Origin of the sequence: Spirosoma validum (assembly GCF_014699035.1) — a bacterium.
Lineage (GTDB): Bacteria > Bacteroidota > Bacteroidia > Cytophagales > Spirosomataceae > Spirosoma > Spirosoma validum.
Map to the genome: position 1 here is coordinate 1 of NZ_JACXAA010000032.1, position 26073 is coordinate 26073.

Annotated in this window: 19 protein-coding genes; 16 read left to right on the forward strand and 3 right to left on the reverse strand. The window is 49.5% G+C overall.

Annotation, left to right across the window (positions count from 1 at the left end; translation table 11 throughout):
* Positions 1 to 255 precede the first annotated feature (255 nt).
* From IC230_RS33310 to IC230_RS33320, 3 genes are all read left to right on the forward strand, one after another.
* Positions 256 to 1407 (forward strand): BamA/TamA family outer membrane protein, encoded by a 1152-nt coding sequence (locus IC230_RS33310; RefSeq protein WP_223861033.1) that lies wholly within the window; start codon positions 256 to 258, stop codon positions 1405 to 1407.
* A gap of 159 nt (positions 1408 to 1566) precedes the next feature.
* A complete protein-coding gene (locus IC230_RS33315; protein ID WP_191043413.1) occupies positions 1567 to 1899 on the forward strand; it encodes a DUF6883 domain-containing protein in 333 nt (110 codons plus the stop codon).
* Positions 1900 to 1905: 6 nt separating this feature from the next.
* Positions 1906 to 2121 carry a DUF4926 domain-containing protein gene (locus IC230_RS33320; protein WP_191043414.1) on the forward strand — a complete coding sequence of 72 codons (216 nt, stop codon included), beginning with the start codon at positions 1906 to 1908 and terminating at the stop codon, positions 2119 to 2121.
* Between the two features lie 154 nt (positions 2122 to 2275).
* Here the strand turns inward: IC230_RS33320 and dnaK are convergent, their stop codons facing one another.
* Complete coding sequence (gene dnaK, locus IC230_RS33325) at positions 2276 to 4201, reverse strand: molecular chaperone DnaK (RefSeq protein WP_191043415.1); 1926 nt, start codon at positions 4199 to 4201, stop codon at positions 2276 to 2278.
* 285 nt (positions 4202 to 4486) lie between these two features.
* Between dnaK and IC230_RS33330 the strand changes: the two genes are divergently transcribed.
* Together IC230_RS33330 and IC230_RS33335 are read left to right on the forward strand one after the other, a co-directional pair.
* Positions 4487 to 6199, forward strand: a complete 1713-nt coding sequence (locus IC230_RS33330) for a hypothetical protein (RefSeq protein WP_191043416.1) — start codon at positions 4487 to 4489, stop codon at positions 6197 to 6199.
* Positions 6200 to 6310: 111 nt separating this feature from the next.
* The gene (locus IC230_RS33335; RefSeq protein WP_191043417.1) at positions 6311 to 6682 is read left to right on the forward strand and encodes a nuclear transport factor 2 family protein; all 372 of its coding nucleotides are present in this window, start codon (positions 6311 to 6313) and stop codon (positions 6680 to 6682) included.
* 120 nt (positions 6683 to 6802) lie between these two features.
* On the opposite strand, the gene IC230_RS33340 is transcribed toward IC230_RS33335, so the two are convergent.
* Positions 6803 to 7336: a DUF937 domain-containing protein gene (locus tag IC230_RS33340; RefSeq protein ID WP_191043418.1), complete on the reverse strand. Its 534-nt coding sequence runs from the start codon at positions 7334 to 7336 to the stop codon at positions 6803 to 6805.
* A gap of 116 nt (positions 7337 to 7452) precedes the next feature.
* Here IC230_RS33340 and IC230_RS33345 point away from each other — a divergent pair, with 116 nt between their 5' ends.
* Complete coding sequence (locus IC230_RS33345; RefSeq protein ID WP_191043419.1) at positions 7453 to 7893, forward strand: nuclease A inhibitor family protein; 441 nt, start codon at positions 7453 to 7455, stop codon at positions 7891 to 7893.
* Between the two features lie 34 nt (positions 7894 to 7927).
* Here the strand turns inward: IC230_RS33345 and IC230_RS33350 are convergent, their stop codons facing one another.
* On the reverse strand, positions 7928 to 10630 hold the full coding sequence (locus IC230_RS33350) for a T9SS type B sorting domain-containing protein (protein ID WP_191043420.1): 2703 nt from the start codon (positions 10628 to 10630) through the stop codon (positions 7928 to 7930).
* A gap of 399 nt (positions 10631 to 11029) precedes the next feature.
* On the opposite strand from IC230_RS33350, the gene IC230_RS33355 reads away from it, so the two are divergent.
* From IC230_RS33355 to IC230_RS33400, 10 genes are all read left to right on the forward strand, one after another.
* Positions 11030 to 12673 (forward strand): pectate lyase family protein, encoded by a 1644-nt coding sequence (locus tag IC230_RS33355; RefSeq protein WP_191043421.1) that lies wholly within the window; start codon positions 11030 to 11032, stop codon positions 12671 to 12673.
* 76 nt (positions 12674 to 12749) lie between these two features.
* Complete coding sequence (locus IC230_RS33360; protein ID WP_317171899.1) at positions 12750 to 15902, forward strand: DUF6298 domain-containing protein; 3153 nt, start codon at positions 12750 to 12752, stop codon at positions 15900 to 15902.
* Complete coding sequence (locus IC230_RS33365; RefSeq protein ID WP_223861034.1) at positions 15899 to 17812, forward strand: exo-alpha-sialidase; 1914 nt, start codon at positions 15899 to 15901, stop codon at positions 17810 to 17812. Before IC230_RS33360 ends, IC230_RS33365 begins: the two co-directional genes overlap by 4 nt.
* Positions 17813 to 17821: 9 nt before the next feature.
* On the forward strand, positions 17822 to 19477 hold the full coding sequence (locus IC230_RS33370) for a sialate O-acetylesterase (RefSeq protein WP_223861035.1): 1656 nt from the start codon (positions 17822 to 17824) through the stop codon (positions 19475 to 19477).
* A gap of 2 nt (positions 19478 to 19479) precedes the next feature.
* Positions 19480 to 20172: a DUF3826 domain-containing protein gene (locus IC230_RS33375; RefSeq protein ID WP_191043422.1), complete on the forward strand. Its 693-nt coding sequence runs from the start codon at positions 19480 to 19482 to the stop codon at positions 20170 to 20172.
* 22 nt (positions 20173 to 20194) lie between these two features.
* Positions 20195 to 21343 carry a sialidase family protein gene (locus IC230_RS33380; protein ID WP_191043423.1) on the forward strand — a complete coding sequence of 383 codons (1149 nt, stop codon included), beginning with the start codon at positions 20195 to 20197 and terminating at the stop codon, positions 21341 to 21343.
* A 152-nt stretch (positions 21344 to 21495) separates the two neighbouring features.
* Positions 21496 to 22644, forward strand: a complete 1149-nt coding sequence (locus tag IC230_RS33385) for an iron-containing alcohol dehydrogenase (protein WP_191043424.1) — start codon at positions 21496 to 21498, stop codon at positions 22642 to 22644.
* 8 nt (positions 22645 to 22652) lie between these two features.
* The gene (locus tag IC230_RS33390) at positions 22653 to 23567 is read left to right on the forward strand and encodes a dihydrodipicolinate synthase family protein (protein WP_223861036.1); all 915 of its coding nucleotides are present in this window, start codon (positions 22653 to 22655) and stop codon (positions 23565 to 23567) included.
* A 14-nt stretch (positions 23568 to 23581) separates the two neighbouring features.
* Positions 23582 to 24637 (forward strand): 4-hydroxythreonine-4-phosphate dehydrogenase PdxA, encoded by a 1056-nt coding sequence (pdxA, locus tag IC230_RS33395; RefSeq protein ID WP_191043426.1) that lies wholly within the window; start codon positions 23582 to 23584, stop codon positions 24635 to 24637.
* Positions 24638 to 24738: 101 nt separating this feature from the next.
* A complete protein-coding gene (locus IC230_RS33400; protein WP_191043427.1) occupies positions 24739 to 25899 on the forward strand; it encodes a four-carbon acid sugar kinase family protein in 1161 nt (386 codons plus the stop codon).
* Positions 25900 to 26073 lie beyond the last annotated feature (174 nt).

Here is a 26073-nt window from a genome sequence, read left to right on the forward strand (position 1 = left end):
TTCAGGCTGCTTTATCGGAATTAAGGCTTATGCAACAAAACAATCTGCTGGCAGACACACTGCCTGCGTAACTTCAGTTAACAGAAGTTAGTTGAAATGGCCAATCTGGTTTGCAGTGAGTTTCCACTATTTCTATTTATTCAAGCACTGTAACCTCGTTCGATGAAATTTCTAGTCAGGTTATTTATTGGCGCGTGGCTTACCTGTTTACCAGCATTTCTCTGCTGTGCATTACAGCTGCAGTTATCCGACACGATGACCGTTTCTCCACCCTCGATTAAACCCATTACGAAGCAACAGGATGTCGTCGATGTTTTCAAACGCTGGTACCCTCGGCTTCATATTGCCCCACATGATTCGGCCACTTTGCAGGAAGGAAAGCATTTTTTGCTGGTAATTCCTCAGGTTGGCTATACCCTCCAGACCCGGGGACTGGTAGCCGTACTTGTCAATGCAGCCTTCCACAAGGCCCATGCGAATATGTCATCCATGACTGGTCAGATCTCGTATACGCAAAACAACCAGGTTATTCTTACCGCTAACTCGCTAGTCTGGATGCCCGGCAACCGCTTTCTGTGGACGAACGACTGGCGGCTCATGCATTACCCGCAGGCTACGTATGGCTTGGGTATGTACACCTCTACGGATCGGGTGATCAACATGGATTACGCGTATTTCCGATTTTATCAGAGTTTATTAGGACGGTTAGCACCCAATCTGTACGCGGGAATTGGGTATTATTTAGATCTTCACTGGAATATTGAAAGCTATGCCCGAAACCGGGAGTTGAGCCGTATATCCCGGTATCCGTACGGCGTTGAAGGACGTTCTGTATCATCAGGGCCAACGTTACAGGTGCTCTACGACAACCGGCGTAATTCGATCAATCCTACGGGCGGCTTATATGTGAACGCTGTTTGGCGGGCGAATATGGCGTTTCTGGGCAGCGATGATACGTACCAGTCCCTCCTACTGGAAACCCGCAAATACGTTCATTTGCCCGCAAGCTCTGACAATATTTTAGGTTTCTGGTCCTACAACGCGCTAACTCTAAGCGGCAATCCCCCATTTCTGGATCTACCCAGTACCGGTTGGGATAACACCGGAAATCTGGGTCGGGGCTTTATTCAGGGCCGGTTCCGGGGAAAAAATCTTCTCTATGCCGAAACCGAATATCGCTTTCACATCACGAATGACCGGCTCTTGGGTGGCGTCGTCTTTGCAAACGCCCAAACCGTCACCGAGCCAGACCAAAATAGCGGCCAATTTGAAAAAGTAATTCCAGCGGTAGGCGCGGGACTACGTATCAAAATGAACAAGATCTCGCGCACCAACCTCTCCGTCGACTACGGCTTTGGCATGGACGGTTCCAAAGGTTTGTTCTTTAATTTGGGGGAAGTTTTTTAGGTAATACTATGTAAGTTACTGCCGATCATAAATCCAAAACTATCTCGGTGCAACTAAAAATACAACGAACAGAATAGCTGACATTCGGCGGAAAAAAACTAGAGGAAGTGCTGGTTTGATACCGATTTTGCATACTAGAACGCTCAAACCGTAACTATTTTGCTTTTACCGAATGCCGATCAGGCCATTATTGATGATCAGAAGATAACTGACTACGTCTTAAATCCCGAACACGAAGAAGGAAAGCACAAAGCATTTGTTTTCAAATCGGTGTTGGGTATCACAGCTTCAGAAGCGAATGAAATGAAAGCGCAGATTCTTCTTGAACTATTCAGAAATCCGGCCCATACGGGTCGCGAGGATAAACACGGTAAGCGATATTCCGTTAAATTTGACTGGACTCGTTCTGGACGAACAGCTACTGTGCTAACGAGTTGGATTATAAGAACCGGAGAAAGCGCCCCCCGATTAACAAGTTGTTATATAATTTGACTGAATATGGAAAAGAGCCTGCGTTTGTTGGATGTTGTTGCCCTTCTGATTGACATTCCCAACGAAAAACTTAGCATAGGGCAGGTAGGAACCATCGTAGAAGTACTAGCAGACGATGTGTTTGAAGTCGAATTTGCCGACACCAAAGGCAGCACATTAATCACCTGCGCCGTTGAAGCGAAAGATTTGTTGAAGTTGACGCATGAATTAGCGGTTAAGTAATTTACATTCTATTTACTAGACCGATGTATTCTAAGTGAGAATTGGACCTTTATTTATCCAACTTAAAATATAACAATTGTTGAGATTTTTTTCATATTCAATCAAAAAAGCCCCGCTAAGTTTTCTCAGCGGGGCTTTTTTATTTTTTCAATTTTTACTTCACTTCTTCGTATGGTACGTCTGATACGTTGTCGCCGGCGGGTTGCCCTTGTCCAGGGTTGGTGTTACCACCGTCGAAGCCAGCCCCGTCGGTTGGGTTAGCACCCGCACCGTTGGTTGCGTTGTAAAGTTCCTGCGAAGCGGTTGACCAGGCTTGGTTCAGACCTTCGAGGGCGGTGTCGATGGCGGCTGCGTCGCGGGAACCGTGGGCGGTGCGGAGGTTCGCCAGTGCGCCTTCGATCGCCGTTTTGTTACCTTCTGACAGCTTGTCTCCGTACTCTTTCAGTTGTTTCTCGGTCTGGAAGATCATCGAGTCGGCCGCGTTGACTTTCTCAATTTTCTCACGTTCCGCTTTATCGTTCGCTTCGTTGGCTTTAGCTTCTTCGCGCATCCGGTTGATTTCCGCATCGGTCAGACCGCTCGATGCTTCAATCCGGATTTTTTGCTCTTTGCCGGTACCTTTATCTTTCGCCGTTACGTGCAGAATACCGTTGGCATCCACGTCGAAGGTTACTTCGATCTGAGGTACACCGCGTGGTGCAGGCGGAATGTCGGACAGGATAAACCGGCCTAACTGACGGTTCTGCGCTGCCATTGGCCGCTCTCCCTGCAATACGTTGATTTCTACACTTGGCTGATTGTCCGAAGCGGTTGAATACGTTTCCACTTTCTTGCTCGGAATCGTGGTATTGGCGTCCACCATTTTGGTAAATACACCACCCATCGTTTCGATACCCAGCGAGAGCGGGATAACATCGAGCAGCAGTACGTCTTTCACTTCACCGGTCAGAACACCGCCCTGAATAGCAGCACCAATGGCTACGGCTTCGTCGGGGTTAACGGCTTTCGAAGGTTTCTTACCGAATAGTTTTTCGACTTCATCCTGCACTTTTGGAATCCGGGTTGAACCACCTACCAGAATGACTTCGTCAATCTGACTGGCCGACAAACTGGCATTTTTCAATGCCCGGCGGCAAGGCTCCAAACTCCGTTGAATCAGCGAATCGGCTAATTGCTCGAATTTCGCCCGGCTCAGCGTGCGGACCAAGTGCTTCGGAATACCGTTGACCGGCATGATATACGGCAGGTTGATTTCCGTTGAGTTCGAACTCGACAGTTCAACTTTCGCTTTTTCAGCCGCTTCTTTCAGACGTTGCAGGGCCATTGGGTCCTGACGCAGATCAATCGCTTCATCTTTCTTGAACTCGTCGGCAAGCCAGTCAATAATAACCTGGTCGAAGTCGTCACCACCCAGGTGCGTATCACCATCGGTCGATTTTACTTCGAAAACACCATCGCCAAGTTCCAGAATCGAAATATCGAACGTACCGCCACCAAGGTCGAATACGGCAATTTTCTGATCGTGGTTCGTTTTATCCAAGCCGTAGGCCAGAGCGGCTGCGGTTGGTTCGTTGATGATCCGTTTTACGTCGAGACCGGCGATTTGGCCCGCTTCTTTGGTGGCCTGACGTTCGGCGTCGTTAAAGTAAGCCGGTACCGTAATCACGGCTTCCGTTACTGTTTGACCAAGGTAATCTTCAGCCGTCTGCTTCATCTTCTGTAGAATCAGCGCTGAAATTTCCTGGGGCGTATATTGACGATCACCAATCCGAACGCGGGGCGTACCGTTGGGACCGTTTTCTACATTATAAGCAACGTTCTTGATTTCATTCGTTACTTCGCCATACCGTTTCCCCATGAAACGTTTGATCGAAGAAATTGTATTCTGGGGGTTGGTGATGGCCTGGCGTTTGGCGGGGGCTCCGACTTTACGTTCGCCGTTGCCATTGTCCATAAACGCGACTACCGACGGTGTCGTCCGGGCGCCTTCAGAGTTGGGGATTACAACGGGCTCGTTACCTTCCATCACGGCCACGCACGAGTTCGTGGTGCCTAAGTCAATACCAATAATTTTTCCCATAACTGGATTTAGTTTCTTTAGTTGACTGTGTATAAGCTGACAGACATACCTATCCAAGCAATCCAAATGCCAGCCAGAGAAAAAGTATGGATTGCTGTCAGATTGGCAGAAAATGTACCTATCAAGGCCAGATTGTCGCGTTGACCGTAACGGTTCGTTTCAAACGTGGCAGAACGGCACACTCCTGTGAAAGATGGGTGGTAAGTAGCCAATACGGTTTCTTTTCTTACGTATATAAAAGCTGTTACGTAGTCCTGTTTATTTGTTGCCTTACCCTCCTACCTCATGAATCGCAGAGCCTTCGTCCGTACTGGGACAACCGCATTGTGTATATTGCCCATATTGCATCCTACCGCCTTTGCCCGCGCTCGAAGTACCAACCCAAACGACAAACCGGCCTGGTTACTCGAATTGATCAAGGCGAATGATCAGCAGCTTGTTGCGGTACGTGCGTTGCGAATTACCGATACCGCTAATAAAGCGTTTGGCGGGTTAAAAGATGGCGAAGATATCCCAAATCCCCATTCAACGGCTGACTTTGTCAGGCGGGCGGCCTGTGCCATGTCCTGCAAGGAGTCTGAACATTACCAATCGAAAGCGTTACTGAGCGAAATGAACGGAGCGCTCAACTATTTGCTCAAGATTCAGCATACCGATGGTACGCTCGATTTACTATCAACGAATTTTCACTCGACACCCGATACGGGTTTTATTGTCAAACGGTTAACAACCGCTTATTCTTTATTAGCCAACTCGGGCACTCCGGCAATGGATGGGGTTCTGGCGACGTTCAAGACATTTTTGTTACGAGCAGGCGAAGCGCTGACCGTCGGCGGTATCCATACGCCCAATCACCGCTGGGTCGTATCGGCCGCACTTACTAAGATGAATAATTTATGGCCCAATCCCCGATACGTAGCACGCATCGAACAGTGGCTGGGCGAACACATTGATATGGATGCGGAAGGTCAGTATAACGAGCGCAGTACGTTAATTTATTCGCCCCTGACCAACCGTTTGCTGATTACGATTGCCAGAGGTTTAAACAAACCGTACCTGCTGGACTACGTTCGGCGAAACCTAGCCATGACGCTGTATTACCTCCACCCAAACGGCGAACTCGTGACGGAAGCATCCGGTCGGCAAGACAAAGCGGGGGTGGGCACACCTGAAGGGTATTTTTATGCGTATCGGTACATTGCATTGGCAGATAAAAATGAGGAAATGGCCGCTATGTGTCGCCAGATCGAAAAAACACTCATGCCGAAATCCGTTTACTACGTCGATTATTTCCTGGATGATCCGTCGTTGTGGCGCGAACTGCCACCCAGCAAGCCCCTGCCTACGAACTATGTAAAAGCCTTTCCAAAGTCGGGTTTAGTCAGAATTCGGCGCGGTCCGTGGGATAGCACCATTTTACAGGCGAATCCCGTCTGGCTCACGTTTCATAAAGGCAACGCTATTTTACAAGGTATTCGGTTGGCGGCTTCCTTCTTCGGCAAAGGCCAGTTCCAGACCGAAACAATTGAGAAACAAGGTGATAGCTGGATACTAACGCAATCGCTAGACGGACCGTATTATCAGCCCTACCCGCCGGACGCGATACCCGCTGATGGCGACTGGGAGAAAATGCCCAGATCGAATCGAAAACAAAGCGAAGTGCAGCGGCTTCAGACTCAGGTAACCATTCGGGAAACAAAAACCGGGATAGAAGCGCAAATCCAGATGACCGGAACCGATGGTGTACCGGTAGCGCTTGAGCTTATTTTTCGGCCCGGCGGAAGCTTTACGGGCGTTACAAAGCTTCCTAATCGGGACAATACGTATCTTCTTGCTGATTCAGGCACATATACGGTTCAAAATGATACCATTACGTTCGGACCAGGTCTGATGCTCCACAAAGGTGTACAGTTGCGGGGAGCTTTACCAGCTATGGATGCACCGACTGTCTATCTAACTGGTTTTACCCCGTTTCAACACACACTAAAACTTTCCTAAACTATTCCAGGTATAGGCATCAGTTTTCCCGATTAAATATCAGGCTAAACAAACGACAAGCTAATACAGATGAGTTGATCTTTGCCAGAAATTATTGACTCAGAAAGTAGTATGAGACAGCTAGAACAGATTCAGGAAGTTGAGCAGCGTCTTCGCCAGGCAATGCTTATCAGCGATGTAGCCGAACTAGATGCTTTGTTAGCCGATGATCTTCTCGCCGTCGGTCCAGATGGTCAGTTAGTGGATAAGGCAGCGGATTTAGCCGTTCACCGTTCGGGTACCCTTCACATAAAAACGATGATCCCTCTGGAGACCACCATCAAGCTCTTACCAGACGTAGCGATTGTTTTTGTGTTGATGAATTTACAGGTTGCTGTTCAGGATCAACTGATCGAGGGGCGCTACCGTTATACGCGGGTATGGAGTCGGCAAACGGGTAATTGGCAAATTATCGCTGCTCATATTAGCTCGGTACCCAACTGATTAATATCCATAGCTTTCTCAATAAAACTACTCCGTAGTTCAGTAGCAAACGTTCATATTCTTTAATAAAAAAGGCAGCCCCGTTCGAGACTGCCTTTTTGCAGGTTGACAAAAGAATTATTAGCGGTTACCAAACAGGCCACCCAGCATACCGCCGAGACCGCCACCCTGCTGACCAACAACGCGCATCAGGTCGTTCATATCGAGTTTTCCATCAGCCATCGCTGACGAAGCCGCTCCCATCCAGTCGACGCCCTGATTACCCGTTGCCGCACCCAGAATGCTGTTTCCATCAACGCTGGAATCATTTGGGTCAGACGCTTTGTGCATCAGTTTGCTCAAAACCATTGGCACAACCGCAGCCGCAACCGACATGGCTACCTGGGGCGAAATGCCTAATTTTTGCATCAGATTTTGCTCAACGTGTTCCTGAACACCCTGCGTAACGGGGCTTTGCTGAACGTTACCGCCGTTGACAACCATACCCAGTAAATTGCCTAAGCCACCGCCCTGTGCCTGTTGGCCCAGACCACCCAGGATACTGCTGGCGATTGTTTGCATGACACTGTCGTTTTGGTTGTTTGGGATAGCCGGATTATTGACTACTGCCTGGCCTGCCTGCTGCTGGACCAGATTCATTAGGGTTTCTAACATGCCTGTAAAGGTTTTGTAGAGTTTAGCGAACACAACTGTTATTCGCGTTAAATGTATATAGATCCTAACAGTTACAATCCGAAATGGTTAATTTGTCGCGAATCTATTTCTTACCTATGACGAACGAAGAGTCTAAAAGTAGCGGTACCGCTTTAGAAAATAAGTCATTCAGCGATCAGATCAGTCCACTACTGACTGACCTGCTTTACCCCAGCGAATCCGATGAACCCCTTGAACCGGTTACATGCTATCTGAAGCAACCTGAGCCCATTACCGTTAGCCAGATTAAAGACTGGCAGATGCTACCACCGTCTGTGTATGTCGAAGAACTACCCGAGGCTGATTTCTGGGAGCCCGTCACGACGGAACAAGAGTGGTATGGCGATGAAGAAAAAGCCCGAACGGCTAAATTTCAGGAACTGAAACAACTGTTCGAGAAGGAGTTGACGGTGCGTCAGCAATTTCGCGTTGGCGAAACGGAGATGGACGTTTACCTGCTCGGACGGCAAACTGACGGCGAACGAGTGGGCATCAAAACGAAAGTTGTGGTAACCTAATGTAATCGGAGCCCATTGATGATCAGGCCAGGCGCTACTTAAGCAGTAGCACGTGGCCTGTCTTTTTATATAACTGAGGTTGCTGACCGGGGTTTGACATAGGAACTTCTATCAGCCAGGTATATTCGCCTGTCGGGCAAAGTTCACCCCGGTAATAGCCATCCCAGGATGGTTTGTTCGTCTTCAGGATTAATTCGCCCCAGCGATTGTAGATGAACAGGACGACATCTCCGGCGAACTTACCTTTGATTTCAAAGACATCGTTTAGGTTGTCGTGATTTGGCGTAAACGCATCGGGAGCGAATAGCATGGGCGAACAAAATTCCGCTACGGTCACTACCCCTGTTTTTGAACACTGTTGATGGTTCGTGATCTGAATTGAATAGACCCCTTCTTTCTGCACGTTGACCGTACGGCTACTGTCGATAAAAATGCCATTGGGATCATACCATTTGTACTGGACAGTACCGGTGTTTCCAGCATCCAGCGTAAGGATGTCAACTGGCACCGTTGAAAAACAGCCCGTGTAATTTTTGACAGGCAGGTTTATCGCAGGAACTTCTTTGATCTCGAAGCTAACCATGGCGGGAGCGCTCGTACAGGTATTCCCTATGGATTGCGTTAGAAAATACACCCGCTTAATCGGTTGTAGAGGGGAGACATTCAGCCTGAGTGTATTGCCGCTGCCAACCTGAACCTGTAAGGTCGAATCACTAAACCATCGGATATTCGTTCCGGTAGCCATCAGCGCAGGCAGAGCGTCCCCCGCGCAAATGCTGACATCCTTCGTTACAGGAGCCGCGGGCACCGAAACAAAATTTACAGCAACTGTATCCCGGCTTTCGCATCCGGTCGACGAACTGGTTGCCAATACACTGTATTTTCCGGTTGTGTGAGCGGTTATCTGAGCCTGATTCGCAATGGTTCCATCTGGCGATTGCCAGCGAAAAGAATCCCATACATCGGCTTTCGGTGCCTCAAGTACCGTCGATGTACCGCAGCTCGTTTTCACATGCTCAGCCAGACGATACGTTGCCGGAGGAGCAAAGTTTACGAGTATGTCCTTTTCAACAGTGCAGCTTGTCCCCGCTATATCTGTTGCCCGAACCTTATACGTAGCGGTTCCGCGAACAGTGACAACGAGCGTATCCTGATTCGCGCGGCTGCCTGTTATACCCGGACCTGTCCACTGAACGCGTCCCGACGAATTGGCGGAAAGAACAAACGTACCACAGGATTTAGGTACGCTCTGAGGGCTCAGCTGAACAGGGGGCAGCACCGTTACCCGTACGGTATCTTTTCCCGAGCAGGTGCCGTTTGTCGCTGTAACGACGTAAGTTGTACTGACAAGGGGCGTAGCAACTGGATCTTTTACAGCCGGATTATCCAGGTTTGTAATCGGGAGCCACGAAAAATTGGTAACATCACTGGTTGTCACCAATTTTATCGCTTGTCCTGGACAAATGCTGGTATCCGAGAGTGTCTGCAGCTTAAGCGCATTGGTCATTCCCACTGTAGCCCGGGAATTTGTGATACATCCCCTCGCATCTTTTACGTAAGCCGTATAAGCACCGGGGCTGACGTTGAACGTGTTGGCAGCCTGATATCTCACCGAATCTATTGAATATTGGTACGGAGCGGATCCATCCATGGCATTGATGGTCAGACTCCCATCATTGGCTCCGCCACAGCTTGCATTCGTTGTCGAAACAAAAGACGAAAAACTCCCGACCGTTAGTTGCCTGGTTTGAGCAATTGCTCTTCCACAACTCGTGCTTGTTACGGTCAACTTAATGCTTTTGGTTCCAGATGTAGGCCAGTTAACTACGTAAGGACCAAAGCCGGATCCTGAAATAACCTTACCGCCATCCCAGTTCCAGTTGACTGTATAATCGGACTCCGGGACTAGTTTATCACCCGTATAAGTTATGGTGACTCGTTGGGATGGACTACAAGCCGACGTAGGGTTGAGAGCAAAATCAACCGTTTGCGTCGTATTGGCAATTGAGCAGATGTCGTTATAAACCGCGTTGACCGTAGCCTGTGACGAATATTGGTTCGTGAAGGATAGATAAGCGAAATTAGCTTCACCCGATTCGCAGCTTACCGCCTGATCGTCGCGAAAAATATAAATAGGCGTACCGGTCTTCCCGACGTATCGCCCGGCAGCATCATTATACGATACAAACAGTTTGTCATTCACATACACATCGATAATTCCGGTCTGACCATTTCGCGTGAAGGTCAGCAAATAATATGTTGACGTATTGAAGTACGGACAAGGACCAATAATCCCGCTTGGGTAAAAATCGATACACCGATCGGCAGCACTTCCGCTGTTCTTAAAATAAATACCGTTGTCGGATAAGCCGTTCGAGAAGTCAATAATTCGTGCCCAAGTTGGCCCCCAATTGGTGGTCTTTACGTACATATGAATCGTATACGTACTGCCCACTGTTCCTGAGGAATTCGGATACTTTAGTCCCCAATGAAGATTGGTATGATAAACCGTTCGCCTTTTCGCACAGTACGGTATTGTATCGGTAATAAAATCACCTGCTAATCGAGCAAAATTACACGATCCTAACGCCCGCTCCTGCGTCAGATCAGGCCCGCATTCGGATTCAGAAACCGAGAAAAAATTATAAAACCGATATGAATGTTTGACAACCTGACCCTGCGCTAGAGTCACCGTCAGCAGAAGACCGCAAAGAAATAGTAAACGGTTAAGAATCATCTTACACTAGTGTGGGCGTCTGATCAAGCACAGGACAAGTATATATAATTTACAGATAAAATCCACCTTAACCGCTGTGTTCTAATGTATTACAGCAAGTCTATTTTTGATAAATCACTACGCTCTTATGCTATCTCTTGGGAAGCTCCCTTATCTACAAGCTTTACAATAAATACTGTTTTTAATCTAGCTTTAACAGGTTTTTAAACCATTAGCTGAACGGCCTTCCTGAAATGACAATATCCTATAAATTGCCGAGAAAATGATATAGATATTGCCCTATTTTTTAGCCTTATTTTGAGCTTGATATACAATCTGATCATAGGCCAATCCTTAACAGCTCAGTTCGTGATTCAGGAACATAAAAAATGTACGTTGCCTAACAGAGACTCTTATTCGATGAAAAAGCTAACGATTCCGATTGCCCTTTTCGCTGCCCTTCTTTGTACGCAGTACACTGCTTTTGCTCAATATCCGACCATTCCGGCGGATGTTCAGAAGGAAAGCGACGATCTGCTGAAAGAGTCTCGCCGTCAGTCGGATATTGCCTGGGAAAAGGCGAAGCCAATCATTGCAAAAGAAGCAAAGGAAGGCAAACCGTATATTCCCTGGGCCGCCCGCCCTGTCGATCTGCCACAGGCCGGCATCCCGGCATTTCCGGGCGCTGAAGGTGGCGGGGCATTTACGTTTGGTGGACGAGGGGGCAAAGTGATTGTTGTTACCAGTCTGGAAGATCGAGGTCCAGGTACGTTACGGGATGCCTGCGAACAGGGCGGTGCTCGTACGATTGTTTTCAACGTAGCGGGCATTATTAAGCTAAAAACACCACTGATTATCAGAGCGCCGTACATCACTATTGCTGGCCAAACGGCACCGGGCGATGGCGTTTGCGTAGCGGGCGAATCGGTCTGGATTAATACTCACGACGTACTGATTCGGTACATGCGTTTCCGGCGGGGCGAAACCGGTGTCGGCCGTCGCGACGATTCGATTGGTGGCAACCCAATTGGCAACATCATGATCGACCACGTATCGGCAAGCTGGGGACTGGACGAAAATATGTCGATGTACCGCCACATGTATAACGACAGTACCGGCAAGACCGTGGAAGAAAAACTACCAACGGTAAACATCACGATTCAGAATTCTATTTTTTCGGAAGCACTCGATACATGGAATCACGCCTTTGGCAGTACGTTGGGTGGCGAAAATTGTACGTTCATGCGTAATCTCTGGGCCGATAATGCAGGCCGGAATCCGTCGATCGGCTGGAATGGCATCTTCAACTTTACCAACAATGTCATTTTCAATTGGGTACACCGATCAACGGATGGGGGCGATTATAAGGCGATGTACAATATTATCAACAACTACTACAAGCCGGGCCCACAAACGCCAAAAGATTCGCCCCTTGCCTACCGTATTCTAAAACCTGAATCGGGACGTAGCAAACTGCCTTATCGAGTCTATGGTCGGGCGTATGTAAATGGCAACATTGTCGATGGCAATGAGAAAGTGACGAAAGATAACTGGGATGGCGGGGTGCAGGTGGAGGAAATGGCTAATGCTGGTGAATACATGGCCAACATTAAATGGAAAGAGCCGCTTCCGATGCCTAAGCTCACGATTTTGCCCGCTGAACAGGCATACAGCTACGTATTGGCCAACGCCGGGGCTATGCTTCCCAAACGCGACCCCGTCGATACGCGCGTCATTGAGCAGGTACGTACCGGAAAAATCACGTATAAAGAAGGCGTAAAACTGCCTGAAACTCAGTTTAAGCACCGTCGCTTACCGATTGATTCGTACAAGAATGGCATCATCACCGATCCCGCTCAAGTCGGTGGTTATCCAGATTACAAAGGCACGCCTTATGTGGATTCCGATAAGGACGGTATGCCTGATGCGTGGGAAACCAAAAACGGCCTGAATCCTAAAGATCCTTCGGATGCCAGCCTGGCTAAGAAGAAAGATGGCTATACCAACATTGAAGAATACCTTAACAGCGTCGTACCCGTTCAACAGGTAATTCCCAGAACGTAGTATTGTACTCTAGTTTTTGTCATTCCTCCTAAGGTCTGAATGACAAAAAACATAAAAGCGTAATCTCCCTAAACCCGTGCTAAAACCTACCCTACTTATCGCCTTGCTGTCGTGGCTAACCATTGGTTGGCACAGCAGCGATACGTATGCGCAGAAGAATAAACCGGTTCCTCCAAAACCGGTCGCGCTGGGGTCGGATGGTCATTTAGTGTACACGCCTGACGCGTTAGGCAACCGCATTCCTGATTTTTCATTCTGCGGCTACATGGCTGGCGAACAGGCGATTCCGAACGTAGCGATAAAGGTGGTCGTACCCGTTCGCAAAGGTGATGCAACCCGCCGGATACAGGCGGCAATTAACTACATAGCGTCATTCCCAATTGGTACCGATGGTTTCCGGGGTGCGGTTCTGCTCGAAAAAGGGATTTATGAAATAGCGGGAAGCCTAAAAATTTCTGCTACGGGTGTCGTGTTACGGGGAAGTGGCATGAACACAGGCGGCACAACGATTCTTGGAACGGGTTTCAGCCGCGATAATCTGATTACGATTGCTGGCAAAAACGACCGAAAAATAGAAACGCCAGTTTCCATTACCGATAGCTACGTTCCGGTCAATGCGCAGAAAATCCACGTAACAAAACCATCTGATTTTAAGGTCGGAGACTTCGTTCAGATCCGTCGACCTTCGACAAAAGAATGGATTCAGAAACTAGGTACCGATACGTTTGGCGGAGGACTTTCGGCACTGGGCTGGAAACCCGGCCAACGCGATCTGTACTGGGATCGACAGGTTACGGCGGTCAACGGTTCCGAACTTACCCTCGATGCGCCCTTGACAACGGCGCTGGATTCGGCTTATGGTGGCGGCACGATTGCTCATTACGTCTGGTCTGGCCGAATTGTGCAATCCGGTGTTGAGAACCTTCAGCTAGCATCGTCGTACGACAAAACCAATTCGAAAGATGAAGATCACCGCTGGATGGCCATTGTTCTTGAAAACGTACAGGACGCCTGGGTGCGTCAGGTGGTTTTTCGGCACTTTGCGGGTTCAGCCGTAAACATTCAGGAAACGGCAAAGCGCATTACGGTTGAGGACTGCCAGTCGCTGGAACCCGTCTCTGAAATTGGAGGAGAGCGACGTAACACGTTCCTGGTTAGAGGACAACAGGTTCTGTGTCAGCGATTGTACGCCGAGTCAAGCATTCACGATTTTGCCGTTGGTTATTGCAGTGCGGGACCCAATGCCTTTGTGCAGTGCGAATCACATTTACCCTTCAGCTTCAGCGGAAGCATCGATAGCTGGGCATCAGGTGTTTTGTTCGACGTAGTAAACATTGATGGCAACGCAATCCGTTTCGCTAACCGAACGCAGGACGAACAGGGCGCAGGCTGGAATGCCGCCAACAGTGTTCTCTGGCAGTGCACAGCCGCCCGCGTCGATTGCTACCAACCACCTACGGCGCAAAACTGGGCGTTCGGTACGTGGGCGCAATTTTCGGGCGATGGCTACTGGGATAATTCAAACGAACACATCCAGCCACGAAGTTTGTACTACGCCCAGTTAAAAGACCGGATGGGCGACAACATAGCGTCCAGAACCATTTTATTACCCGTCGAATCGGAAGCGTCGAGTAGTCCCAAAGTAGACGTAGCAGCAGCGCTGACGAAGCAAGCTATCAATCCCGCCCCAACATTATACGATTTTATCACAACGTCCTCAAGGCGTCAACCTATTCCCACTACGTCAACGGCTAAGTCAATTGATGTAATCGGTTTACCCAAAGAAACAAATCTGACTAAGGCTGAGTCGATGCAGGTTCAGCACGGGAAGTTAGTACGCGGCAGTTCGTTGGTTGTAGGGCATCGGCAGGAAGTACCCTGGTGGAATGGCAGCGCCCGACCGTACGGACTATCCAATGCCAAGTTACATATTACCCGCTTTGTTCCGGGCATGATCGGTCGTGGCCTGACCGACAATCTGGATGTAATGACCGATTCAATGAAGGCCGACAACATCGTCGCGATCGATCATAATTACGGGCTTTGGTACGAACGTCGGCGAGATGATCACGAACGTATCCGACGGATGGATGGTGAAGTGTGGCCACCGTTTTATGAACTACCCTTCGCCCGCAGCGGCAAGGAAACGGCCTGGGACGGACTTAGCAAATACGACTTAACAAAGTACAACCACTGGTACTGGGATCGCCTGAAACAATACGCTGATTTTGCCGATCAGAAAGGCTTGACGCTGATTCACGAGAATTATTTTCAGCACAATATCATCGAAGCGGGCGCTCACTACGCCGATTTCCCCTGGCGACCCGTCAACAACATTAATAATACAGGATTTCCCGAGCCAGTACCGTACGCGGGCGACAAACGAATTTTCATGGCCGAGCAATTTTACGACGTATCGCATCCGGTTCGTCGGGCATTGCACCGGGCTTACATTCGTAAATGTCTTGATAATTTCGTCGGCAACTCGGGTGTCATCCAACTGATTGGTGCTGAGTTTACTGGCCCCTTGACTTTCGTGCAATTCTGGATTGATACGATCAGCGAGTGGGAAAAGGAAACCGGCAAAAAAGCAATCGTTGGCCTGAGCACCACCAAAGATGTTCAGGACGCGATTCTGGCGGATGCGAAACGAGCGTCGGTGGTTAATCTGATCGATATTCGGTACTGGCATTATCAGGCCAACGGCACCGCTTACGCCCCCGCGGGTGGCCAAAACCTGGCACCACGTCAGCATGCTCGTCTGGTGGCTCCGAAGAAAACGTCGTTCGAACAGGTGTACCGGGCCGTGCAGGAGTATCGCCAGAAATATCCGGAGAAAGCCGTTATATATGCCGCTGACAGCTACGACGCTATGGGCTGGGCTGTTTTAATGGCAGGTGGTTCGATGCCGAACGTACCAGCCGTAACCGACCCGCAGTTTTTGGCGGATGCTACGTTAATGCACCCAATGGAGTTAGCCCAAAAACAAGCCGGTCAATGGGCATTAGGCGACGACAAAACGGGGTACATCTTGTACAATGAATCAGCCAGTCCGGTCGAATTAGATCTGACAAAATCAGCGGGTTCTTTTTCGGTGAGTTACATAAATCCCAAAACGGGCCAAACTACAAAATCGAAGGACGTAGTGAAAGGTGGCGGCATGGTTCGTTTGACGAAACAGTCGGAAGGCGGAGAGGTGGTCTGGATTAAAAAAAGTAAAGGGTTATGAATGTAAATCGACTTACCCCCACCCCCCTAAAGGGGGCTAAAACCTCCGGATGGAAAGCCCCCTTTAGGGGGGTGGGGGCAATAATCCTTGCCCTGTTTTTTACCAACACCCACGCTCAGGACACCGTCCGCTACGTTGGGCAAACGCTGTCCAATGTCGATTATCATCACGGGCAACTGAGTCCGGCGGTGGGTGTACATAACATTCAAGTGTTTCGGGCCAATCGCGAACATCCGGAACTGGCAGGGGGTATGAACTGGACCTACAACCATGCGCCGATGCTGGCGTACTGGAACAATACGTATTACCTGCAATTCCTCAGCAATCCGGTTGGCGAACACGTACCACCCGGCCAAACGCTACTGCTGACGTCGAAAGATGGCTATAGCTGGTCCAAGCCTTCCATCGTTTTTCCGCCGTATAAACTGCCGGATGGCTGGAAAAAAGAGGGTCGCCCGGAAGTAGCGAAAGATTTATATGCGGTCATGCACCAGCGCATGGGCTTCTATGTAGCGAAGAACAAACGGCTGCTGACGCTGGGTTTCTACGGCATTGTGATGGGTCCGAAAGATGATCCGAACGACGGCAACGGCATTGGTCGCGTGGTCCGCGAAATCTATCCCGATGGCAAGTACGGCCCGATTTATTTCATCCGGAACAATTCGTCCTGGGATAAAAATAAGTCAGCTTATCCGTTCTATACCAGCTCGAAAGACAAAGGGTTCGTGGAAGCCTGCAACGAGCTGCTGGGTAATACGCTCATGATGCAGCAATGGATTGAAGAAGCCGACCGCAACGACCCGTTAATTTCGCTCAAGAAAGACGTAAAAGCGTTCAGCTATTACCATTTGCCCGACAATCGCGTCGTGGGTTTGTGGAAACACGCCCTCACAACGATCAGCAAAGATGACGGCAAAACGTGGCAATATAACCCGCTTCGGGCACCGGGTTTTGTGAACAGCAACGCAAAAATATGGGGCCAGAAAACGTCGGACGGGCAATACGTTACGGTTTACAATCCGTCGGAGTTTCGCTGGCCGCTGGCGCTGTCAACCAGCAAAGACGGACTGAATTATACGAATCTGCTGTTGGTAAACGGAGAAATTACGTCACTACGTTACGGTGGCGCTTATAAGTCGTACGGGCCGCAGTACGTTCGGGGCATCGAGGAAGGTAACGGTACACCACCCGATGGAAATCTGTGGGTGACCTACAGCGTGAACAAGGAAGATATCTGGGTTTCCAAAATTCCAGTGCCCATCACGGATGAAGTGACTGCCCATCCGAACGAAACCTTTGCCCTGCTCCCGACCGGTGAAGAACTGAAGTACTGGAATATCTACAGCCCGATTTACGCGTCCGCCAAAATTGAATCTGTTACTGGTGCAAAAGCCTTGGTTCTGCGGGATAAAGACCCATTTGATTTTGCTAAAGCCGAGCGCGTGATTCCCGATTCCAAAAAGCTAACTGTCGAGTTTTCAATCGTGCCGCAACAAACAAATAAAGGTACGCTACAGATTGAATTTCAGGATGCAAAAGGCAACCCAGCCGTTCGACTAATGTTCGATGCCGACAGTCTGTTCAAAGCCAAAGTTGGCTACCGCGATTCGAACATTCAGAAATACGAAGCCGGTAAACAGTATGACGTACGTATCAAGCTGGACCGCGACAAACGCATGTTCACGACGTTCGTCAACGGGCAATCCAAAGGCAACCGACTGTTTTTTGCTCCCGTTGCTTCATTCCGGCGTGTCGTCTTCCGAACTGGCGCGGTACGTCGTTTTCCGGACGCCGATACGCCCACCGATCAGAATTACGATTTGCCCAAAAGTGGTGAACTGGAGTCAGCCGAAGCCGTATTTGTGATTAAATCATTTAAAACGAGCGGTTTACAAAGTAGAGTAGAGTAATTTTTTGTCATGCTGACGAAGCCGGGCGGCCGGTGCCGAAGCATCTTCGGGTGCGGCTTTTTTCTTCTACTACCGCTCCGGCGGCCCGGCGAAGATGCTTCGGCACCGGCCGCCCGGCTTCGTCAGCATGACAAAAATAAAAAAGATAAAATGACCAAACGTAATCTGTTAGCTATCACCCTGTTTCTCCTTTCAGCAAACCTGAAAGCGGAGATTGTTTTGCCTCGAATATTCGGGCATAACATGGTGCTGCAACAGGGTAAGCCATTAACATTCTGGGGCAAAGCATCGGCGGGTGAAACAATCAATGTTCAGTTCACTGGACAAAATCAGACAACATCCGCCGATGCATCGGGCAACTGGAGCATTACGTTGAAACCACTCAAAGCCTCCGCCATACCATCAGAACTAGTCATTGCGGGGACGAATACAATTCGGTTGCAAAACATTCTCGTAGGCGAAGTATGGCTGTGTTCGGGTCAGTCGAACATGGAATACACAATGCGGAAAAACAGCAAAGTGAAGCCATCGTTGGCCACGCAGTCTATTGACGGACATAACCCTGTCGATGAGCTGAACTACGCCAACAATCCGCAGATACGTATTTTTCTGGTTAACCGGAAAGAGTTAGTTAAGCCCGATTCGCTGCATCGTGGGTGGAACGTAGCACAGGACTCGGCGCTACGTTCGTTTTCAGCACCCGCTTATTTCTTCGCCAAAGAACTGCATAAAAATCTGAACGTACCGATTGGCGTCATTTCATCGGCAGTACCCGGAAGCCGGATTGAGCCCTGGATCTCAGAAGCGGCTTTTCGGGAGGATTCGTTTTATGGCAACCAAAAAATAGACGGCGAACCAGGTAAATTTTACGAACCTATGATTCGGCCGCTAACTCCGTTTGCCGTGAAAGGCTTTCTGTGGTATCAGGGCGAGTCCAATTGTTTTCTGAAAGAAACCACTACGTATTCGCACAAGCTTAAAACGCTTATTACCAGCTGGCGAAATGCCTGGAATGACCCGAAACTACCGTTTTACTACGTCCAGCTTGCGCCGTTCAAATATTCTGAATCGAAAGGGAAAGTGGTGCTGGCTAAAGAAACCTTACCTGAATTTCGGGAAGCACAGGAACAGGTGCTCAGCCTGCCCAAAACTGGCATGATCGTAACGACCGATCTGGCCGATGACCTGTCAGATATCCACCCGCCGTTCAAGTGGGAAATTGGCCGCCGACTGGCTCTGCTTGCCTTAGCCAAGGCTTATGACAAAAATGATGTAGTGGCGGAGGGACCAATTTTCGAAAAAATGAAAGTGAAAGGCCGGGCAATTCAGCTTTCGTTCACCCAAACGGGAAGCGGTTTAGTGAGTAAAGACGGTCGGCCGCTTACAGGCTTTATGATTGCTGGAAAGAATGGAATTTTTTCGCCCGCCGAAGCGCACATTGATGGCAAACACGTTCTGGTTTCGGCCGACAACGTACCGAATCCGGTGGCTGTTCGCTTTGCGTGGGACGAAGCCGCTCAGCCAAATTTGTTTAACGAAGAAGGCTTGCCCGCTCGCCCATTTCGGACGGATAAACCATTGATAAAGCGTTCGGAAAGTTTGATCGAATCATATCAAACCAAGACTACGGCCAGATCAAATTCAAGTATTCCAAACTCAAAATAACGATGAAAAACGCCCTAACTGCTTATTTAGTCGTAGCTGCTCTGGCCACAACATTGTCTGCCTTTAGTCAGCAGGAGTCAGCTCAACCGGTGACGTCAACGGATGCAAAAGCAAAAACCGATGCCGAACAGGAAAAGAAAGCGTCTGAGTGGATTGCGTCGCTGAATCTGAACGATGCCGAAAAAGAAAAGCGCCTGACCAACGTAGTGGCTACTCATTTGAAGGCCACACGCGACTGGCATAATGAGCATCCGGCCAGTACCGTTCCGGCGGGCATCAACCCCGTAACCGGAAATCCCCTGTCTGAACTGGACCGCCAACTCATTGCTGATTCGGCGATTCCAGCATCGGTTCATCAATCGCTGATGACCGGTTTGCAAGCCGATCTGGACAAGAATCAGGTCAACGCGGTGCTGGATAAATACACCATCGGAAAAGTGGCGTTTACGGTGAATGGGTATCGGGCTATTGTGCCAAACATCACGCCCAAAGAAGAGGAAACCATTCTCGGGTTTCTGGAACAGGCTCGCGAACAGGCTGTCGATTATAAAAGCATGAAAGAAATCTCGGCCATTTTCGAGATCTACAAAACCAAATCAGAACAGTATCTGAATGCAAACGGCCGAAATTGGCGGGACATGTACAATACCTACACAGCTGCGATTAAAGCCAAGAAAGCGGCTGATAAAAAGTAGTCAACGAATTGATATTGTGACCATGATAAACAAAACCCTATACCTAACCTTGCTTATTAGCCTGACCCTGTTCGGCGCTACGTATGCTCAACTGGCCAAATGGCAATCGGGTCTGGTCGTGGATGAGTTTGTCGTCGAAAACCCGCCGTTTCCGGAAAGTCATGCAGCGACGATTGCTGAAACACCAACGGGACTGGTATCGGCCTGGTTTGGCGGGACCAAAGAGCGGAATCCGGATGTGTGTATTTGGGTGAGTCGGCAGGAAAAGGGAAAGCGGGGTGCCGCCCAATGGCTGGCACCCGAGAACGTAGCGAATGGTATCATCAACGATACGCTCCGGTACGCCTGTTGGAATCCGGTTTTGTACCAGATTCCGAAAGGCGAGTTGATGCTTTTCTACAAAGTTGGTCCTAGTCCGTCGAAGTGGTGGGGATTGCTGAAAACCTCATCCGATGGCGGACGTACGTGGTCGTCAGCCCGAAAACTACCCGATGGTTACCTTGGTCCAGTCAAAAATAAGCCCGTTTTGCTCGCCAACGGCAATCTGTTTTGCCCGACCAGCACCGAGGGCGACGGCTGGAAACTGTATTTCGAAGTAACACCCGATTTCGGAAAAACCTGGCGCAGAATCGGCCCACTTAACGATGGAAAAACCCTGAACGCCATTCAGCCCAGCATCTTGACCTATGGCAACGGCAAACTTCAGCTTCTGGCACGTAGCCGGGACCGCGCCATCGAGGAATCCTGGTCAACGGATAACGGCGAAACCTGGTCGCCATTGGCCAAAACAAACTTGCCGAATAACAACTCGGGAACCGATGCCGTCACGCTAAAAGACGGTCGGCAGGCGCTGGTGTATAACCACGTATTGCCGCCGGGCAATCTCGCGAAAGGACCACGCACTCCGTTGAATTTAGCGATCTCGAACGATGGTAAAACTTGGTCGGCCGCGATGATTCTGGAAGATTCGCCGATCAGTCAATACTCCTATCCATCCATCATTCAGACGAGCGACGGGATGATTCATGTGATTTACACCTGGCGTCGGCAGAAGATCAAACACGCGGTAATTGATCCAAAAAAACTGAAGCTAAAACCCATTGAAAACGGCCTCTGGCCTTCACTAGAAGGCTATACAGCACCAATTGCTAAGGAGATTACAAAGGATTGAAGTTGTTTTTGTCATGGCTCCGGCCACCCGGTCCGACGGCAGGAGGAATCTTCGGTAATAGAAAAAAAAGCCACACCCGAAGATTCCTCCTATCGTCGGACCGGGTGGCCGGAGCCATGACAAAAAATACTTAGGAAGAAGTTTGAAAACGAATGACGCAGGAATTGAAAATACACTTTCCAGGCAAACTGGTTTTTGGCAAGGGTTCTCTTGGGAGCCTGACCGATGAACTCGTGCAATTGTCGCCCAAAAAGGTGCTGATCGTGACGATTAGCCCGTTGCTGGAACAGTTGAAAAACCTGGTTGATACGTTGGAAGCCAACGAGATCGGCGTTTGGATTGACACCAGCATCGTTCAGGAACCCTCATTCGCGGATTTTGAAAAGCTGATGCAAATTGTTTCGCCGTTCAACCCCGACGTAGTGCTGGGCATTGGTGGAGGAAGCGTGCTGGATGTTGCCAAACTGATTGCCGCCCAACTGGACAATGACCAGTCACTCACTGATATATTAGGCATTGGAAACCTGAAAGGACGTAGCAAAAAACTCGTTTGTGTACCCGCTACGTCCGGGACGGGAAGTGAGGCTTCGCCGAACGCTATTCTGGTTGATGACGCTGATAATCAGAAGAAAGGAATCATCAGCCCGTTTCTGGTGCCCGACATCGTGTACGTCGATCCGTTGTTGACAATCAGCGTGCCTGCGTCCATTACGGCGGCTACCGGAATTGATGCCCTAACGCATTGTCTGGAAGCGTATACCAACAAATTTGCCCAGCCATTCATCGATATGTATGCGTTTGAGGGAATGCGTCTGATTGCGGCCAATATCGTGCAGGCGGTACGTAACGGCACCGACGAAGAGGCCCGCACGAACGTAGCGATGGGGAGTTTGCTGGGTGGTTTTTGCCTGGGTCCGGTGAATACGGCTGGGGTTCATGCGCTCTCGTATCCGCTGGGTAGTACGTTCCACCTAGCACACGGGTTTTCGAATGCGTTACTGCTGCCTTACGTCATGGAATTTAATATTCCGGCGGCCGTCTCCCGGTACGCACAGGTAGCGCTGTCACTAGGTTGCGAACGGGGGAAAGACGATGCCGAAACAGCCGCGAAGGGTGTCCAGAAAATCAATGAACTGATTCGGGAATGTGGCATACCGGCCCGTTTGCGCGATGTCAATATTCCGAAAGAAGCGATTCCTCAGATGGCCGATGATGCCCTGAAAATCACTCGCTTATTAAAAAATAACCCGCGGGAAATTACTCGCGACGATGCTATCGCTATTTACACAGCCGCTTACTAGCTATGAGTATGAAAAAGAAATACCAGGGTGTTGTTGTTCCGCTGGTTACGCCCCTGACCGAAGCGTATCGATTAGACGTAGCGGCCGTTGAAAAGATGATAGCCAACCTTCAGGCAAACGAGGCCATGCCGTTTGTATTAGGCACAACGGGCGAAGCTACCTCTTTACCGCTCTCTGTTAAAAAGACGTATGCGAAGACGGCCGCTCAGCTTAAATCGGCGAATACGGTTTTGTACGCGGGCATTTCGGGCAATTGTCTGGAAGAATCGGTTGACCTGGCCAATTACTGTTTCGATGTGGGTGTCGATGCCGTAGCCGCTACGTTGCCGTGTTATTATGCCCTCTCGGATAGCCAGATGAAGCGGTATTTCGAGCAGTTGGCCGACCAACTGAATGGGCCGTTGATCATTTACAACATCTTCGCGACCACGCGTATGTCGATCCCGATTCCGGTACTCGATGAATTAAGTTATCATCCAAACATCGTGGGCGTTAAAGACTCCGAACGTAGCACGGAACGGCTTGATGAATCAATTGCGCTCTGGGCCAATCGTCCCGATTTCAGCCACTTTATGGGTTGGGCGGCCCGGTCGGCGTATGCGCTTCTGGCCGGTAGCGACGGACTGGTTCCCAGTACGGGAAACCTGGTTCCATCCATTTACCGCGACATGCTGAAAGCGGTGCAGGAAGGCGACGAAGAAAAAGCGTATTATTTTCAGAATCAGTCGGATATGTTCGGCCATGTGTACCAATCAGGCCGCACGCTGGGTGATTCGTTATGGGCGCTGAAAGTGCTGATGCAGGAGTACAATTTATGCGGAACAACGATGATGCCGCCCCTCCAGTCGCTGTCAAAACAGGAAGAAACTCAGTTGATAACAGCCCTTGCAGAACTGGTTGAGAAAGAGGAAATTCAACTTTGAATGAATTGATAACGATGAATAAGGAAGATAAACCGATAGTCGGCATTACAATGGGTGATCCGGCAAGTATTGGTCCCGAAATAGCCGTTAAGGCACTTCTGAACCCAACTATTTACGAGATCTGCAACCCCGTTCTGGTAGGTGATGCCGGTGTGTTTCGCGACATCGCCACGCGGTTGAACCTAAACGTAATCATCAATCCCATTACGTCGGTTCCCAATGCAAAATTTGAGTTAGGAACGATTGATGTCTATGACCTTGCCAACGTCGACCTCGCCAATCTGAAATTCGGGGAGATTTCGGCGATGGCGGGTGAAGCGGCTTTTGCATCGGTAAAAACCGTTATCGACCTCGCCCTGGCCGACGAAGTTGACGCTACGGTTACCGGCCCGATCAACAAAAAATCCATCAACGAAGCGGGCCACCATTTCGCGGGACATACTGAAATTTACGCGCAGTTTACCAACACCAAAAAGTACGGTATGCTGCTGGTGGAAGACCAGTTGAAAGTGATTCACGTATCGACGCACGTATCGTTGCGGCAAGCCTGCGATCTGGTGAAAAAAGATCGTATTCTCGAAGTTGTCGACCTGCTTTACAACGGCTTGATTTCGTTGGGCGAAACCAATCTGAAAATTGGCATTGCGGGCTTAAATCCCCACGCTGGCGATTCTGGACTGTTTGGCACGGAAGACGATGAAGAAATCCTGCCAGCCGTTGAGGAAGCGAAACGCCGGGGATACGATGTCGAAGGGCCGGTTCCGGCCGATACGTTGTTTTCCAAAGCGGCAACGGGTTATTACGGGGGTGTTGTAGCCATGTATCACGATCAGGGCCACATTCCCTTCAAGTTAACGGGCTTCAAATGGAACGCTGACAAGAAGCAGATGGACAGCGTTAAGGGCGTCAACATCACGATGGGATTGCCCATCATTCGCACGTCGGTCGATCATGGAACGGCGTTTGAAATTGCCGGAAAAGGCGTTGCCAGCCCCGATGCAATGATCTTAGCGATTGAGTCAGCGGTTCAGTTGTCGAAGTATCGAAAGAAGAATTTGCAGGCTGTGTAACATTTTGTTTGTCATCCCGACGCAGGAGGGATATTTGCCGGGCCGCCGTTGCGGTAATAGTATGCTTTAAGATCCCTCCTGCGTCGGGATGACAAACAAAAATGATAGCAGTCATTGCAGACGATTTAACGGGGGCAGCCGAATTGGGCGGTATTGGGTTGACGTACGGACTCGATGTGGAGTTAGCCATGTCCGTCAATCCACAGTCGAACGCTGAGTTGCTGGTCATTGCAACGGATGCCCGATCGGTTTCGGAGTCGGAAGCGATAGCCATCATGAGCGAAGTCAGCGCAGCTTTGCACGCGATGAAGCCCCAGTTGATTTTTAAAAAAGTCGATTCGGTACTACGTGGACACGTCATTCCGGAAACTGTGGCACAGTTGGCCGTTCTGGGTTTGGCCAAAGCGCTGATCGTTCCGGCGAATCCGGCATTGGGTAGAATTCTGATCGATGGACATTATTACGTTCAGGGAGAACTGATCCACCAGACCCATTTTTTGAAAGACCCGGAATTTCCAATCACCGAATCGAATGTGTTAAAGCGACTGGCTCGAAACGACGTATCAATAACGGTACAACCGTCAACAGAAGCTTTGATCCAACCGGGAATTGTTATTGGCGAAGTTGGCACCCAGGGGGACTTACAGGCATGGGCCAGTCGTGTCGATGAGCAAACGTTGCCGGGTGGTGGATCGGGTTTCTTTACAGCTATCCTGGGGTCACACTACGTACCCAAACGTGCTGCAAGCCTAACAGCTGCCTTAGGCCAGTGCAGACTTTACGTATGCGGAAGTGCTTTTGGCCACAGTGTTGAGTTGGTAAAAAAAGCGGCTATGACCAGCAATTTTGTTTGTTACATGCCCGATACGTTGATGCATCCCGGAGATCAGGAAACGACTGAATTAGAAAATTGGGTAGCCACGATTGTCGCCTGTTTTCAACGGCATGAGCAGGTGATCATGGCGATAGAATCCGAGTCAGTAGAAAACGCTAGCGGGCAGACGGTTCACCTGAGAACCGTTATGGCGAAAGCGGTGAAGCATGTGCTCGACCAGTTTCCGGTAGATGAGCTGATTATTGAAGGCGGTTCAACGGCATCGGCAGTGCTTCGCGAAATGGGCATTACGCGACTGGCCGTCACGCAGGAACTGGGGGCTGGTGTCGTTCGTAGTGCCGTTGTCGGGCAGGACCATTTGCATATTACCGTAAAACCCGGTAGCTACCGTTGGTCGCCAGATTTATGGACGTTCAATAGCCATTAAGTGCTTAACGTGAATTGTGGATAGTAGTTTTTTGTCATCCCGACGTAGGAGGGATCTTCGGGAATAGGCATTTCTTCGTATCTCCGAAGATCCCTCTTGCGTCGGGATGAACTGTGTTAAGAAACAATAGGTAAGGCTAATTTTTGATCATATTTTACCCCACTTCGGGCGACG

What these genes read in the sequence shown, in the direction of transcription:
- IC230_RS33310 (WP_223861033.1), top strand. Translation starts at nt 256, where the DNA reads ATGACCGTTTCTCCACCCTCGATTAAACCCATTACGAAGCAACAGGAT.
- IC230_RS33320 (WP_191043414.1), top strand. Translation starts at nt 1,906, where the DNA reads ATGGAAAAGAGCCTGCGTTTGTTGGATGTTGTTGCCCTTCTGATTGAC.
- dnaK (WP_191043415.1), bottom strand. Translation starts at nt 4,201, where the DNA reads ATGGGAAAAATTATTGGTATTGACTTAGGCACCACGAACTCGTGCGTG.
- IC230_RS33330 (WP_191043416.1), top strand. Translation starts at nt 4,487, where the DNA reads ATGAATCGCAGAGCCTTCGTCCGTACTGGGACAACCGCATTGTGTATA.
- IC230_RS33335 (WP_191043417.1), top strand. Translation starts at nt 6,311, where the DNA reads ATGAGACAGCTAGAACAGATTCAGGAAGTTGAGCAGCGTCTTCGCCAG.
- IC230_RS33340 (WP_191043418.1), bottom strand. Translation starts at nt 7,336, where the DNA reads ATGTTAGAAACCCTAATGAATCTGGTCCAGCAGCAGGCAGGCCAGGCA.
- IC230_RS33345 (WP_191043419.1), top strand. Translation starts at nt 7,453, where the DNA reads ATGACGAACGAAGAGTCTAAAAGTAGCGGTACCGCTTTAGAAAATAAG.
- IC230_RS33350 (WP_191043420.1), bottom strand. Translation starts at nt 10,630, where the DNA reads ATGATTCTTAACCGTTTACTATTTCTTTGCGGTCTTCTGCTGACGGTG.
- IC230_RS33355 (WP_191043421.1), top strand. Translation starts at nt 11,030, where the DNA reads ATGAAAAAGCTAACGATTCCGATTGCCCTTTTCGCTGCCCTTCTTTGT.
- IC230_RS33365 (WP_223861034.1), top strand. Translation starts at nt 15,899, where the DNA reads ATGAATGTAAATCGACTTACCCCCACCCCCCTAAAGGGGGCTAAAACC.
- IC230_RS33370 (WP_223861035.1), top strand. Translation starts at nt 17,822, where the DNA reads ATGCTGACGAAGCCGGGCGGCCGGTGCCGAAGCATCTTCGGGTGCGGC.
- IC230_RS33375 (WP_191043422.1), top strand. Translation starts at nt 19,480, where the DNA reads ATGAAAAACGCCCTAACTGCTTATTTAGTCGTAGCTGCTCTGGCCACA.
- IC230_RS33380 (WP_191043423.1), top strand. Translation starts at nt 20,195, where the DNA reads ATGATAAACAAAACCCTATACCTAACCTTGCTTATTAGCCTGACCCTG.
- IC230_RS33385 (WP_191043424.1), top strand. Translation starts at nt 21,496, where the DNA reads ATGACGCAGGAATTGAAAATACACTTTCCAGGCAAACTGGTTTTTGGC.
- IC230_RS33390 (WP_223861036.1), top strand. Translation starts at nt 22,653, where the DNA reads ATGAAAAAGAAATACCAGGGTGTTGTTGTTCCGCTGGTTACGCCCCTG.
- pdxA (WP_191043426.1), top strand. Translation starts at nt 23,582, where the DNA reads ATGAATAAGGAAGATAAACCGATAGTCGGCATTACAATGGGTGATCCG.
- IC230_RS33400 (WP_191043427.1), top strand. Translation starts at nt 24,739, where the DNA reads ATGATAGCAGTCATTGCAGACGATTTAACGGGGGCAGCCGAATTGGGC.